Source organism: Streptomyces sp. NPDC020379, assembly GCF_044387105.1.
Lineage (GTDB): Bacteria > Actinomycetota > Actinomycetes > Streptomycetales > Streptomycetaceae > Streptomyces.
Window position 1 is genome coordinate 1 of the sequence record NZ_JBIRVR010000009.1, and the last position, 14,342, is coordinate 14,342.

The 14,342-nt window shown below is 72.8% G+C and carries 11 protein-coding genes; 7 read left to right on the forward strand and 4 right to left on the reverse strand.

What is annotated here, in order from left to right; genetic code table 11:
* Positions 1-867, forward strand: an 867-nt coding sequence (locus tag ACH427_RS14205) for a protein-L-isoaspartate(D-aspartate) O-methyltransferase (RefSeq protein ID WP_398869737.1), incomplete at its 5' end; no start/stop codon positions are given.
* Positions 868-1,079: 212 nt separating this feature from the next.
* The gene (locus ACH427_RS14210) at positions 1,080-1,601 is read left to right on the forward strand and encodes a hypothetical protein (RefSeq protein WP_398869738.1); all 522 of its coding nucleotides are present in this window, start codon (positions 1,080-1,082) and stop codon (positions 1,599-1,601) included.
* Positions 1,602-1,611: 10 nt separating this feature from the next.
* On the opposite strand, the gene ACH427_RS14215 is transcribed toward ACH427_RS14210, so the two are convergent.
* The gene (locus tag ACH427_RS14215) at positions 1,612-2,988 is read right to left on the reverse strand and encodes a cation:dicarboxylate symporter family transporter (RefSeq protein ID WP_398869739.1); all 1,377 of its coding nucleotides are present in this window, start codon (positions 2,986-2,988) and stop codon (positions 1,612-1,614) included.
* 139 nt (positions 2,989-3,127) lie between these two features.
* Between ACH427_RS14215 and ACH427_RS14220 the strand changes: the two genes are divergently transcribed.
* From ACH427_RS14220 to ACH427_RS14240, 5 genes are all read left to right on the forward strand, one after another.
* A complete protein-coding gene (locus ACH427_RS14220) occupies positions 3,128-4,801 on the forward strand; it encodes an ATP-binding protein (protein WP_398869740.1) in 1,674 nt (557 codons plus the stop codon).
* A complete protein-coding gene (locus ACH427_RS14225) occupies positions 4,798-5,502 on the forward strand; it encodes a response regulator (protein WP_398869741.1) in 705 nt (234 codons plus the stop codon). Before ACH427_RS14220 ends, ACH427_RS14225 begins: the two co-directional genes overlap by 4 nt.
* A 314-nt stretch (positions 5,503-5,816) precedes the next feature.
* Positions 5,817-7,181 (forward strand): extracellular solute-binding protein, encoded by a 1,365-nt coding sequence (locus ACH427_RS14230; RefSeq protein ID WP_398869742.1) that lies wholly within the window; start codon positions 5,817-5,819, stop codon positions 7,179-7,181.
* Position 7,182: 1 nt separating this feature from the next.
* Positions 7,183-8,079 (forward strand): carbohydrate ABC transporter permease, encoded by an 897-nt coding sequence (locus ACH427_RS14235; protein ID WP_398869743.1) that lies wholly within the window; start codon positions 7,183-7,185, stop codon positions 8,077-8,079.
* A gap of 164 nt (positions 8,080-8,243) precedes the next feature.
* Entirely contained in the window at positions 8,244-9,215 is a 972-nt protein-coding gene (locus tag ACH427_RS14240; RefSeq protein WP_398869944.1) for an alpha/beta hydrolase, read from the forward strand.
* A gap of 19 nt (positions 9,216-9,234) precedes the next feature.
* Here the strand turns inward: ACH427_RS14240 and ACH427_RS14245 are convergent, their stop codons facing one another.
* The 3 genes from ACH427_RS14245 to ACH427_RS14255 form a co-directional block, all read right to left on the reverse strand.
* The gene (locus tag ACH427_RS14245; protein WP_398869744.1) at positions 9,235-9,651 is read right to left on the reverse strand and encodes an MmpS family transport accessory protein; all 417 of its coding nucleotides are present in this window, start codon (positions 9,649-9,651) and stop codon (positions 9,235-9,237) included.
* Positions 9,652-9,828: 177 nt separating this feature from the next.
* Complete coding sequence (gene glgB / locus ACH427_RS14250; protein WP_398869745.1) at positions 9,829-12,489, reverse strand: 1,4-alpha-glucan branching enzyme; 2,661 nt, start codon at positions 12,487-12,489, stop codon at positions 9,829-9,831.
* An 85-nt stretch (positions 12,490-12,574) separates the two neighbouring features.
* The gene (locus tag ACH427_RS14255; protein ID WP_398869746.1) at positions 12,575-14,176 is read right to left on the reverse strand and encodes a maltokinase; all 1,602 of its coding nucleotides are present in this window, start codon (positions 14,174-14,176) and stop codon (positions 12,575-12,577) included.
* Positions 14,177-14,342 lie beyond the last annotated feature (166 nt).

The following is a 14,342-nucleotide window of genomic DNA, read 5'->3' on the forward strand; positions in this document are numbered from 1 at the left end:
GTGCCGCGACGAGTGGCACGCACGGTTCTGAGGGGGGACCGCCGCAGTAATGCGGCGGTCCTACCTGACACCGGCTGGAACGCAGGTCTCCTCACACATCGGGTCGGCGGCGCCAACGTGGTCAGCGTCGAGTACGACGCGGATGTGTCGAAGGCCGCCGTCGAGAACCTCCGGGTGGCTGGCCTGGCGCCACTGGTGCTCGTGGGAGACGGGCGTCTGGGGCACGCGAGCAGTGCCCCGTTCGACCGGGTCATCGCCACGTGCTCTGTCGGGGAGGTGCCCCGGGCGTGGGTCGAGCAGACTCGCCCCGGAGGGGTCATCGTTGCGCCCTGGGGGACCGAGTACGGCGGCGAGTACATCATGCGCCTGTCAGTTGGCGAAGACAGCACGGCAGGTGGCCCCTTCACCCGCTCCAGTGCCTTCATGCGCTTGAGGCAGCAGCGGACCGAGCGGCCGCCGTTTGATGCCTACCTCAAAGGCCGGGAGTGGCCCGCGGACGGCGTCAAGGGCGTGACGGCACTGTCCCCCGCCGACATCGGCGGGTGGGTCGAACAGTTCGTGATCGGGCTGCACGTACCCGGAACGTTCTGGCGGGCCGAGCGGTACGACGACGGTGCGTACACGCTGTGGACGTACAGCACCGACACCCGGTCGTGGGCGTCGGCCGACTACGAGCCCGGGGCGAGTGAGTACGTCGTGGCCCAATCCGGGCCGCGCCGCTTGTGGGACGAGACGGAAGCGGCCTTCCGGTGGTGGGAGGAGAACGGCCGTCCCGGCTTCGACCGCTTCGGGCTCACCGTGGATGGCGACGGGGAACGGGTCTGGCTCGATTCCCCGGACAACCCTGTACCTCGCCTGAGCGCGTAGCTGCCCCGAGTGGCCCCGGTCGGCGTCTCCCACGAGCGCTGGCCGGGCGTTTTCCCGGAGCTGGTGGGCGACGGAGTGGGCGGGTCCTTCGAGAGCGGCAGACGGCGGTCTGTGGCCCGCCCTCGTCCCCGCCGACCGGCACCCGCGCCACCCTCACCGGAAGCGCTCAGCCCGCACCCCTTAAATTGGGCCGCCGCACCACAGGAGAGCCCATGAAAGACCCTTCCAGCGGGACCCTACGTTTCGGCAGTGCCTTCATCGTCGTCGTCGGGCTCGTCGTCGTCGCGCTCGGCGCCGTGAACTCCGCCCACGCCTCCGGGCTGTTCGGGCAGCACGGCACCTTCACCGTGCGGCGGTGCGAGACCCGTACGACCTCGCGTGGCGGCACTTCCACCGACTGCTTCGGCGCCTTCCGGTCCGCCGACGGCAAGACCGTCATGCGCGACGCCGAGCTCGATGTGACGTACGCGACGGGGCGAAGCGTCAGCGCCTCGTGCGGGTTTCCCGATATGTGCTACAAGATCGACGCGGCCGACGCCGTCGGCTGGTTCGCCGGGCTGCTGGCCGCGTTGACGGCCCTGTGCTTCGCGGGGCCGCAGTTGGTCCACGGTGCCGCCTGGCGGCAAGAGCGGCACCTCAGGGGGCGGGCGGTGCAGAACCGGCTGCTCAAGTGGCTCTTCTGGAGCGCCGTCGGCAGTGGCGCGATCGCCGTGGCGTGCGCCGTCGCCATGTGAGGTCCGGGGGTCACACTCCCGCCGCCTCCCGCCGCTCCGGCGCCGGCGCGCCGTGGCCGTCGGTGCCCGCCAGGGAGGACTCGTCGAACGGCAGGCGGCCGCCCAGCACCTCGCGGCAGCGGGCGCTGTCGATCTCCTTCGTCCAGGTGCCGATGAGGACCGTCGCCACCGCGTTGCCCGCGAAGTTGGTCAGCGCTCGGGCCTCGCTCATGAAGCGGTCGATGCCGACGATGAGGCCGACGCCGTCGACCAGTTCGGGGCGGTGCGACTGGAGGCCGCCCGCGAGCGTCGCCAGGCCCGCGCCGGTCACGCCCGCCGCGCCCTTCGACGCGATGATCATGAAGAGGAGCAGGGAGAGCTGCTGGCCGACGGAGAGCGGTTCGCCCATGGCCTCGGCGACGAAGAGGGAGGACATCGTCAGATAGATGGCGGTGCCGTCGAGGTTGAAGGAGTAGCCCGTCGGCACGGTGATGCCGACGACCGGGCGGCTGACGCCCAGGTGCTCCATCTTCGCGATCAGGCGCGGCAGCGCCGACTCCGAGGAGGAGGTGGAGAGGATCAGCAGGAACTCCCGGCCCAGATACTTCAGCAGGGCGAAGACGTTCACCCCCGCCACCACCCGCAGCAGCGTGCCGAGCACCACGATCACGAAGAGCAGACAGGTCGTATAGAAGCCGATCATGATGACGGCGAGCGACTTGAGCGCGTCCACGCCCGTCGCCCCGACCACGGCGGCCATCGCGCCGAACGCGCCCACCGGCGCCACCCACATGACCATGGACAGGACGCGGAAGACGAGCTTCTGCACATGCCCGACGCCGCGCAGCACCGGCTCGCCGGCCGCGCCCAGGGACTGGAGCGCGAAGCCGCAGAGGAGCGCCACCAGCAGCGTCTGGAGCACCTGCCCGCCGGTGAAGGCGGAGACCATCGTCGTCGGGATGATCCCGAGCAGGAAGTCGGCGGTCGACTCGCTCGCGCCCTTGGCCTGCGCCGCGCCCGCGTGCCGCAGCGACTCGGTCAGGTGCAGCCCGCTGCCCGGCTCCAGGATGTTGCCGACCACGAGGCCGATGGCGAGGGCGACGGTCGACATCACGAGGAAGTAGCCGAGCGCGAGACCGCCGACCGCGCCGACCTTGGCCGCCTTGCGCACCGAACCGATGCCCAGCACGATCGTGCAGAAGATGATCGGCGAGATCATCATCTTGATGAGGTTGACGAAGCCGGTGCCCAGCGGCTTCAGCTCGACGGCGACGCCCGGCGCGGCGAAGCCGACCGCGATGCCGGCGAGCACCGCCGCGATCACCGCGAGGTAGAGATAGTGCGTACGGTCCCGGCCGGCCTTCGCCGGGCGGCCCGGTGGTGACTGCGTTACGGACTGCGTGGCCATGGGTCTCTCCCCGTTGTCGCGGCTCCAGGACGCCCACTCTCCCGAGAGGGGGGGCTCCGGCGACTATGCACGCCCATGTGACTGCGGTCACCCTTGCGTGCATTACGTTCATGGGCCCGCCCAGGTCAGACTGTCCGCCATGCGCAAACCCCGCATACGCCGCCCCCACAGCCTGGCCGGCCGGCTCTTCGCGATGCAGACCGTGCTGGTCGCCGCCGTGGTGGCCGGCTGCGCGGCCTTCGCGTACGTGTCCGACCGCGGCCAGGCCGAGGACTCCGCGCGCCGCGAGGTGACCGCGGCCGCGGCGGCGGTGGCGGCCTCCCCGGCCGTGCGGGACGCGATGCGGGCGGCGGACCCGGCGACGGCGCTCCAGCCGTACGCCGAGCGGGTGCGCCACGACACCGGCGTCGACTTTGTGACGATCATGGACCGGGACGGCACCCGCTGGACCCACCCCGACCCGGACCGCATCGGCGAGCGCTTCCTCGGCCACACCGCCCCCGCGCTCGACGGCCGGATCTTCTCCGAGACCTACACCGGGACGCTGGGCCCCTCCGTGCGCGCCGTCGCGCCCGTCACCGACGGGCAGCGCGTGATCGCCCTCGTCAGCGCGGGCATCACCGTCGACGCGATCAGCGCCGACGTCAGCCGCCAGCTCGTCGTCCTGCTCGGCGTCGCCCTGGGGGCGCTCGCGCTCGGCGGCGCCGGTACCTACGTCCTCAACGCCCGGCTGCGCCGCCACACCCACGGCATGAACGCCACCGAGCTCAGCCGGATGCACGACTACCACGAGGCCGCGCTGCACGCCGTGCGCGAGGGGCTGCTGATGCTGGACGGGCAGCGGCGCATCGCGCTGATCAACGACGGGGGACGGGAACTCCTCGGCCTGGACGGCGAGGTGATCGGCCGCCGCGTCACCGCGCTGGGCCTGCCGCCCGCGCTCACCGACGCCCTGCTGGCGGCCGGGCCGCGCCTGGACGAACTGCACCTGACCGACGACCGGATCGTGGTCGTCAGCACCTCGCCGGTGTCGGGCGGGGAGCGCAGCGGCACGGTCGTGACCCTGCGCGACCACACGGAACTCCAGGCCCTGTCGGGCGAGCTGGACTCCGTGCGCGGCTTCGCCGAGGCGCTGCGCTCGCAGGCGCACGAGGCCGCGAACCGGCTGCACGCCGTGGTGTCCCTCATCGAACTCGGCCGCGCCGACGAGGCCGTCGACTTCGTGACGTCCGAGCTCGAACTCGCCCAGGCCCTCACCGACCAGGTCGTCGCCGCCGTCGCGGAACCCGTGCTCGCCGCGCTCCTCCTCGGCAAGGCCGCCCAGGCCAACGAGCACGGCGTCGAGCTCCTCCTCGCCCCCGACAGCCGCGTCGACGACGGCTTGCTGCCGTCCGGCCTCCCGGCCAGGGACCTGGTCACGATCCTGGGCAATCTGCTCGACAACGCCGTCGACGCGGCCGCCGGGGCCCTCCGGGCGGAGACCGCGCCGCACGGGGCGGCCGAAGGCGCCGGCCGCCGCCCCCGCGTCACCGTCACCCTGCGCGCCGAGGCGGGTGAGCTGCTGATGCGGGTCGCCGACAACGGCCCCGGCGTCGCGCCCGAGGCGGTGGACGAGGTCTTCCGGCGGGGCTGGACCACCAAGGCCGGGCAGCCGCTGGGCACCGCCGTGCACGGCCGCGGCCTCGGGCTGGCGCTCGTCCGGCAGGCGGCCCGGCGCAACGGCGGCACGGTCGCGGTCGCCGATGTGCCGGACGGGGGAGCGGAGTTCACCGTACGGCTGCCCCTGCGCGTACGCGAGGAGGCGGTCTCGTGAGCGTCCCGCGGCCGGCCGAGGGGCCGATCCGCGTACTCGTCGTGGAGGACGACCCCGTCGCCGCCGCCGCGCACGCGCTGTACGTACGGCGCGTGCCCGGGTTCACCGTGGCCGGGGTGGCGCACACACGGGGCGACGCCTCGCAGTTCCTCAAGCGGACCCCCGTCGACCTCGTCCTCCTCGATCTCTGTCTGCCCGACGGGCACGGCTTCCCGCTCATACGCGCGCTGCGCTCCGCCGGGCAGAGTGTGGACGTCATCGCGGTGACCTCGGCGCGGGACCTGGCGGTCGTCCGCGAGGGCGTGTCGCTGGGCGTCGTGCAGTACGTCCTGAAGCCGTTCACGTTCGCGACCCTCCGCGACCGGCTCGCGCGCTACGCGGAGTTCCGGGCGGTCGCCGGCGAGGCCAGCGGCCAGGAGGAGGTCGACCGCGCGCTGGCCGCCCTGCGCGCGCCCCAGCCGGCCGCCCTGCCCAAGGGGTTGAGCCAGGCCACGCTCCAGGCGGTGACGGCGGCGATCCGCGAGGCGGGCCCGGAGGGCGTGTCGGCGGGCGCGGCGGCGACGGCGCTGGGCATCTCACGGATCACGGCGCGCCGCTATCTGGAACACCTGGTCCACGCGGGGCGTGCGGCTCGGGCGCCGCGGTACGGGCAGGTGGGGCGCCCGGAATTGCGCTATCGGTGGCTGACACGGGGGTCGTGACCGGGGCGGTCGAGCCGGTGCGCTGTGTCGCTTGCGGCGGGCTTTGTTCCCCTGCCCCGCCCCTTCCCGGCCGCGTCTGATGCGCGGCTCCGCCGCGTGGGGGCAAGCCACCAGACCCCGAGCAACACGCTTCGCGCGTTGTCCTCAAACGCCGGACGGGTTGCTTTCCACCCGTCCGGAGATCGAGGACGCCGCCCCAGGGGGGCTCCCGCCGCAGGCGGCAACGGCGAGCCGCGCGCCCCGGTTCGGGAGGGGGCGGGGCGGGGAAAACACCGCACGCGTGCCGCAACCCTTGCCCTCCCGTAGGAGGTACCGTGCGCCCCACCACCCCCACGCTCCTCGCCCTCACCACCGTCCTCGCCCTCGTGCCCCTCGCCGCCTGCGGCGGGAGCCACAGCGGCCCCGACACCGTGAAGGTCGCCTACCAGCGCACCACGGACAACAAGAACCGGATCCTGGACGACTATCTCGCCGATGTGAAGAAGCAGTTCGAGCGAGAGCACCCGGGCAAGAAGATGCGCCTGATCCCCGTGCAGGCCGCGCAGGCCGACTACTACTCCAAGGTGCAGCAGATGATGCGGTCCGCGAAGACCGCCCCGGACATCGTGCGCGAGGACACCTTCGTCATCAACTCGGACGCGAAAGCCGGCTACTTGAGACCGCTCGACGACAAGCTGACGGGCTGGCAGGACTGGTCCCGCTTCGCGCCGTCCGCGAAGGCCGCGGTGCGGGCGGAGGACGGCAGGACGTACGGGGTGCCGGACGGCACGGACACCAGGGGGCTCTGGTTCGACAAGGAGCTCTTCGCCAAGGCCGGCCTGCCCACCGACTGGCGGCCGCGCACCTGGCAGGACGTGCTCGACACCGCCCGCACGCTCAAGCGCGCGCTGCCCGGTGTGATCCCGCTCAACGTCTACACCGGCAAGGGCCCCGGCGAGGCCGCGACCATGCAGGGCTTCGAGATGCTGCTGTACGGAACCGCCGCGGCCGGGAAGGACCCGCTCTACGACGCGGGCACGAAGAAGTGGATCACCGGGAGCCAGGGGTTCGAGGACGCGCTGGAGTTCGTCCGGACCGTCTACGCCGAGAAGCTCGGGCCGGATCCCTCGGACGCGCTGGACCCCAACGTCGACACCCATGTGGCCACCGAGTGGCTCCCGGCGGGCAAGCTCGCCATCGACCTCGACGGCAACTGGCTGGGCAAGAACTGGCTGCCGTCCGGCGGCAAACCGTGGCCGCGCTGGTCGCAGGTGATGGGCCAGGCGCCGTTCCCCACACAGAACGGCGCGGCACCCGGCGCCGTCAGCATGTCCGGCGGCTGGGCGTGGTCGGTCACCGCGAAGTCGGAGAAGGCGGATCTGGCCTGGCAGGCCGTCGAGACGCTCCAGACGAAGGACAACGCGGTGACATGGGACGTGCGGGACGCGGGGATCGCCGTGCGGGACGACGTCGCGGCGGATTCCACCTACCTCACGTCGATGCCGGGCATCCGCTTCTTCACCGGCCTGGTCAAGGACACGCACTACCGGCCCGCGCTGCCGGTCTACCCCCAGGTCTCCAGCGCGATCCGGGAGGCCATGGAGTCGGTGACGACGGGCGACGCGACGGCCGCGCGGGCCGCCGCCCGCTACGGCGACGCGCTGAAGTCGATCTCCGGCGTGAGCGTCGAGGAGCGCTGAGATGGCGGGCGCCGGATCCGCCGCGCCGCGCCTTCGTCACCGCCGGAGGGGAGTCCTCCGATGGTGGCCGATCGCCCCGGCGACGACTCTGCTGCTGCTCTTCCTCGCGGGCCCCATCGCGTACTGCGTCTATCTCGCCTTCACCGACACGCAGTTGACCGGCCAGGCGTCCGCGTCCTTCGTCGGACTGGCCAACTTCCGGCGCGCGTTCGCCGACGACGCCTTCCGGAACGCGGTGTTCCTGACCTTCGTCTTCACCGTGCTCTCCTCCATCGTCGGCCAGAACACCCTGGGTTTCGCGCTCGCCGCGCTGATGCGCCGGGCGTCGCGGCCCGTGCGCGCGCTGACCGGTGCGATCGCGATCGGGGCATGGGTGCTCCCGGAGATCGTGGCGGGCTTCCTGCTCTACACCTTCTTCAACCGCCGAGGCACATTGAACGCCGTCCTCGACTGGCTCCATCTGCCCACCCAGAACTGGCTGTTCACGCTGCCGATCCTCGCGGTCTCCTTCGCCAACGTGTGGCGCGGCACCGCCTTCTCCATGCTCGTCTACTCCGCCGCCCTGGCCGAGATCCCGCGCGATGTCACGGAGGCGGCGGAGGTCGACGGCGCGAGCGGCCTCCGGCGGTTCTGGCACATCACCCTGCCCATGATCCGCCGCTCGATCGCCACCAATCTGATGCTCAACACGCTCCAGACGCTGTCGGTCTTCGGCCTCATCTGGGCGATGACCCGCGGTGGGCCCGGCGACCGCAGCCAGACGCTGCCGGTGTTCATGTACGACCAGGCGTTCCTGAAGTCCCTGATCGGCTACGGCACGGCGATCGCCCTGCTCCTGCTGCTCGTGGGGGCGCTCTTCTCGGTGGTGTACCTGAGGCTGATGCGGGAGGAGGTCTGAACCGTGTCCCCTGAATGCCGGGAGCGCGCGCGTATCCGCGGGATCCGTGTGTTCATGGATATGTGGTGTACGTCAGCCGGGGCCGCCGCCGGGCGTCGCGCGCCCGACGCGGGCTCGTCGGCGTGGCGTCCGTGGTCGCGGCCGGGCTGATCGCCTGGCTCGCCATGAGCTACTTCGAGATACCGCCCTTCACGGACAAGGGGGATCCCGTCAGCTATGGCGCGGCCGAGGAGCGGGGCAAGCCGCCCGCCGACCCGGGCACGCTGATGCCGACCGGCCCGGCCGCCGCGTTCGCGAACGTACGGACGCTGGACGACGGCACCCACATCAGCGTCGTCACGCTGGAGGGCCGGAAGTCCGGCTTCAGGGGCAAGGTGTGGGTCTGGGCGCCCAAGGAATACACGGACGACCCGAAATTCGCCAGGAGCGGCTTCCCGGTGATGATCGCCCTGCCCGGCGGTCCCGGATACGGCACCAATTACTGGATGGGCGGCTTCAAGCTCCAGGAGAACATCGCCCAGTGGTACGACGAGGGCAAGAGCAAGCCGTTCCTGCTGGCCATGCCGGTGCTCAATCCGGGGCCGGACGACAAGGGGATCTACTGGGACGGCAGTGACATACCGGGCCAGCCGAAGATGGGCACCTGGCTCACCGAGGACGTCCCGGACTTCATGAAGGCGAACTTCCGCACCCTGAAGTCGCGGGACGGCTGGGCGTTCATGGGATCCTCCACCGGTGGCTTCGCGGGCCTGAAGGCCGTGCTGAAGCACCCCGACACCTTCAAGGCCGTCATAGCCAACGGCCCGGACATCGTGCCCGACTCCCCGCTGTGGCGCGGCCACGAGAAGGAGATGCGGGAGAACAATCCCGAGGTGCTCGCGAAGCGGCTGATCGCCGCCAAGGGGCCGGACGTCTATCTCGCCTTCCAGGTCGGCACCCGGGAGAGCAGCAAGAAGACGATGCCCAACGTCCGTAATTTCATGGCCACGTACGGCAAGGGCCCCATTCACACATATCTGCACGTGATAGAGGGCGGCAAGCACGACGGCGCGTCGTACGCCCCCAATCTGGGCCGCGGCCCGATCCAGTGGATCAGCGAGCGGATGGCGGGGCCGACGCCGTCGGCGGGTGACTGACCCTTGTGCGAGCGGATCCTCAGGCGAGCGGGGAGACCGCCACACAGGATGCCGGCGCCGAGGCGTCCTTCGACGTCTCGGACTTGAGGACCTTGCCCTTGTGGGTGATCCGGCAGGTCACCTCCGCGCCGTCCGCGGCGCCGCCGGCCTGGACCGTGGGGGCCGCGATGCCCTTGAGGGTGACCGTCTTCTTCCACGGCAGCGCGGCGTCCGTCTCGGTCTCCAGCTGCGGCTCGTTCGCCGTGCCCTTGCCCGCGTTGAAGTCGACGGTGGCGGTGCCGGACCCGGTGATCTCGTACGTCACCTCGTACGTCTCCTTGACCGCCTTGTCGACGCTCTCGGTCACCTTCTCCTCGGCGGCGCCGCAGGCGGCGAGGGCCAGGGCGGAGCCGGTGACGGCCAGGGCGGCCAGGGTGTTGCGGAGGGTGCGCTGCACGGGGGTTCCTTCGACGGCTGGAAAAGTCGAGGTCATCCAACCGCAAAGGGATGGTAAAGGCAAAAGGGTGTTTCCTTCCCCTGCTCCGTCCCTGCCCCGCCCCTTCCCGGCCGCACATCGGGCGCGGCCGGGAAGGGGCGGGGCAGGGGGAAAGCCCGCCGCGGGCGCGACGGTCCGCTACATCCCCCGCCACCACACCGTCGCCAGCGGCGGCAGCGTCACCGTCACGCTCGCCGGCCGCCCATGATGCCGCGTCGCCTCCGTCTTGACGGGGTCCGGGGAGACCACCCCGCCACCCCCGTACCGCTCCGCGTCCGTGTTGAGCACCTCCACCCAGGCCGTCGGCTGAGCCGGCACCCCCAGCGGGTAGTGGTGCCGCACCACAGGGGAGAAGTTGGAGACGGAGAGCAGCGGGGAGCCGTCCGCGTCATAGCGGAGGAAGGCGAAGACGTTGTCCTCGCTCGCGTCGCCGTCGACCCACTCGAAGCCCTCGGGGGCGGTGTCGCGCTGCCACAGCGCGGGCGTGTCGAGGTAGACGCGGTTGAGGTCGCGGACCAGGTCGCGTACGCCCCGGTGGTCGGCCTCCGCGGAGTAGGAGGGGTCCAGCAGCCACCAGTCCGGGCCGTGGGTCTCGGACCACTCCGCGCCCTGGGCGAACTCCTGGCCCATGAAGAGCAGTTGCTTGCCGGGGTGGGCCCACATGAAGCCGAGGTAGGCGCGGTGGTTGGCGCGCTGCTGCCACCAGTCGCCCGGCATCTTCGAGACCAGCGAGCGCTTGCCGTGCACCACCTCGTCGTGCGAGATGGGCAGCACGTAGTTCTCGCTGTAGGCGTAGATCATGGAGAAGGTCATCTCACCGTGGTGGTACTTCCGGTGCACCGGCTCCTTGGAGACGTAGACCAGGGAGTCGTGCATCCAGCCCATGTTCCACTTCAGGCCGAAGCCCAGGCCGCCGAAGCCGCCCGGCCCCACGTGGTGGGTGGCGCGGGTGACGCCGTCCCAGGCGGTGGACTCCTCGGCGATGGTGACGACCCCGGGGCAGCGGCGGTAGACGGTCGCGTTCATCTCCTGGAGGAAGGCCACCGCGTCGAGGTTCTCCCGCCCGCCGTGGACGTTGGGCGTCCACTGGCCCTCCTCGCGGGAGTAGTCGAGGTAGAGCATGGAGGCCACGGCGTCCACGCGCAGCCCGTCGATGTGGAACTCCTGGCACCAGTAGACGGCGTTCGCCACCAGGAAGTTGCGGACCTCCGTGCGGCCGTAGTCGAACTCCAGCGTGCCCCAGTCCGGGTGCGCGGCCCGCAGCGGGTCCGCGTGCTCGTACAGCGGGCGCCCGTCGAACTCGGCCAGCGCCCAGTCGTCGCGCGGGAAATGCGCGGGCACCCAGTCCATCAGCACCCCGATGCCCGCCCGGTGCAGCGCGTCGATCAGGTATTTGAAGTCGTCGGGCGTGCCCAGCCGGGCCGTCGGGGCGTAGAAGCCCGTGACCTGGTAGCCCCACGAGCCGCCGAAGGGGTGCTCCGCCACCGGCATCAGCTCGACGTGCGTGAAGCCGAGGTCCTTGACGTACGCGGGCAGCTGCTCGGCGAGCTGCCGGTAGGTGAGGCCCGGCCGCCAGGACGCCAGGTGCAGCTCGTAGACGGAGAACGGCGCCTCGTGCACCGGCCGCTCGCCGCGCCGCTCCAGCCACGCGCCGTCCGTCCACTCGTGGTGCGACGCGTGCACGATCGAGGCGTTGGCCGGGGGCACCTCGGTGCGCCGGGCCATGGGGTCCGCGCGCATCGTGTGCGAGCCGTCGGGGCGGGTGATCCGGAACTTGTAGAGCGCGCCCTCGCCGAGGTCCGGCACGAAGAGCTCCCACACCCCCGCGCCGCCCAGGGAGCGCATCGGATGGCCCGTGCCGTCCCAGTAGTTGAAGTCCCCGACCACCTGCACGCCCCGCGCGTTCGGCGCCCACACGCTGAAGCGGGTGCCGGGGACGCCCTCGTGGGTCATCGGCTCCGCGCCCAGCGCCCGCCACAGCTCCTCGTGCCGGCCCTCGCGGATCAGGTGCAGGTCCAGCTCGCCGAGCGCGGGCAGGAAGCGGTACGGGTCGTGGACCTCCACCTCCGCGTCGTCGTACGTCACCAGCAGGCGGTAGGCGGGGATCTCCGGGAGGGGGAGGACGCCCGCGAAGAGGCCGTCGCCCTCGTCGTGGAGCGCCGCCCGCAGACCGTCGGCGACGACTTCCACCGAACGGGCGAACGGGCGCAGCGCCCGGAACGCGACACCTCCCGGCACGGGGTGCGCGCCCAGCAGCGCGTGCGGGTCGTGATGGGCGCCGTGCAGCAACCGCCCGCGCTCCTCGTCCCCGAGCGGCTCGGCGGGTCGCCCCAGAGGGGTACGAGCGGCCGGGCCCGCGAGCGGTCCCGCCGTACGGGCCTGGGCACGCCGTCCGCCCGCTCCCAGGGCCGGGCCGCCTTCCGTACGACCGCTGCCGGGGCCATCGCCCGGGGCCGCCGGGCCGCCGGTGCTCCTGGGCACCGCCGGGCCGCCGGCCGTACGGCTCCTGCCGGGGTCGTCAGCCGGGGCCGCCGGGCCGCCGGTCGTACGGCCCCCGCCGGGCTCGCGGCCTGGAGTCGCGTCCGCCGCCCGGCGCCCTCCCGGGCCGCCGCCCGTGCCGGGCCTGTCCCGTGCGTCGCCCGAAGCCGCCCGGAGGGCCTCGCCCCGCGGGGTCCCCGGGCCGGGCGTCCCCGCGCGGGCCCGGCCCGGGAGGAACGTGGCCGGGATCCCGGACGGGGCCGCGGGGCGGCCTCCTCCCGGCTCGGGTGCGGGGCTGCTGGACGGGGGACGAGCGGTCACGGGGCGGTCCTCCTCGGGCTTCCCCCGGCGGCGGCCGGAGGGCGGATCTGCGGTGCTGGGCTCCGGTTCGTCACGCGGAGGTTCGTCATGCGGGCGTCCCGCTCCCCGGCACGGGTCCGGTGACGCCTTCGTCCGCCACGGCCGCTCCCGCGACAGCCTCGCCCGCCGCCGGGGATTCCGCCAGCCGGCGGATCGCCGACATCGGCACGGGCAGCCAGTCCGGGCGGTGGCGGGCCTCGTAGAGGACTTCGTAGACGGCCTTGTCCGTCTCGTGGGCGCGCAGCAGCTCGGGGTCCTCGCGGGGGTCGCCGCGCACCGTGGCGTAGCCCTCGCAGAAGGCCGCGCGGGCGCGCGCGGACCAGGTGCTGCCGCTCGCGCGCCCGACGGCGGCCGCGTAGTCGAAGGAGCGCAGCATGCCCGCGACGTCCCGCGCCGCGGGCTGCGGCCGGCAGCGCTCGGCCAGCGGGCGGGCGGGCTCGCCCTCGAAGTCGATGAGCGCCCAGCGGCCGTCCTCGGCGGTGCGCAGCGCCTGTCCGAGGTGCAGGTCGCCGTGGATGCGCTGGGCGCGCCAGGTGCGCCCGGCCCGGCCGAGCGCGGCGAGTTCGTCGTACGCGGCGCGCAGCGCGGCCCGGTAGGGGCGCAGGGCGGGCACGGCGTCGGCGGCGGCGTCCAGGCGGCGGGTCATCGCGGCGGCGAGGTGCTCCAGCTGGGGGCGGCGCAGCACGACGGTGGGCAGGGCTTCGGCGAGCGCGCCGTGGACCTCGGCGGTGGCGTGCCCGAGGGCGCGGGCGGAGGCGGTGAAGTCGGCCCGCACGGCGAGCGCGCTGAGCGCGAGCTGCCAGCCGTCGGCGGAACCGGTCAGATAGGGCTGGAGGACGCCGAGCGTGAGGGCGTCGGCGTCCGGCCCCGGCGGCTCGGCCTCGAACCACGCGGCGGGCGCCGGGACCCGGTTGCAGCCGCCGGCGGCGAGCGCGCGGGGCAGTTCGAGGTCGGGGTTGGTGCCGGGGCAGACGCGGCGGAAGAGCTTGAGGATATACGTTTCGCCGTAGATCACCGAGGAGTTGGACTGCTCGGCGGTGAGCAGCCGGGGGGTCAGCCCGGCGGGGATGACGGCGCCCTCCTCGCGCGTGAAGCGCAGCGGTCCGAGGCGGCCGGGCGTCCGCAGCCGCTCCAGGAGGAGGGCGGCGAGCCGGGGGTCGGCGAGGCCCTCGTAGACGGTGCGGCCGTGCAGGGGGCCGCCGGTGGGGCGGCCGATGAGCGCGGCGGCGAGGTGCGGCGGCAGTACGTCCTGGACGCCGAGCAGGAGTTGATAGCAGTCGTCGCTGCCCGTGTGCCCGGCGGGGCCCGGTGCGTCGAGGGGGCCGGGGCGGGCCGTGGGGGAGCCGGTCTGGTGGGCCCGTACGAGCAGGTGCAGCAGGCCGGGCGCGGTGCTGCCGGGGACGTGCGGGAGCAGTTCGGTCGCCGTGACGAGCGTGAAGCCGGTGATCGGACGGCCCTTGCCCGCGAACCACCGCTGCCGGGGCAGCCACTCCGCGAGCAGCGGCACCAGGGAACTCAGCAGCCCCGCCCCGGCGGCGTCCGTCCGCGGCGCGGCGTTGGCCGAGGCGGCACGGACCGAGGACAACAGAGGTCCGGGGGTCGTCCCCCGGCGGGTGGTCCCGCGGTGGGACGGTGCAGCGTCCGACATGGCGTCGCGTCCTTTCCCCGGGCACACGACAGATTGGGCAAAGTGTCCCGGATTGTGGCTTTGACCGGTGTGCGGTGCGGGACGTGTCGGGCGAGGATCGTCCGTACGGTCAGCCCCGGCGGCCACGGGTGGCCCCCTGCGTTCGGTGCGTGCGATCGTCGCGGTG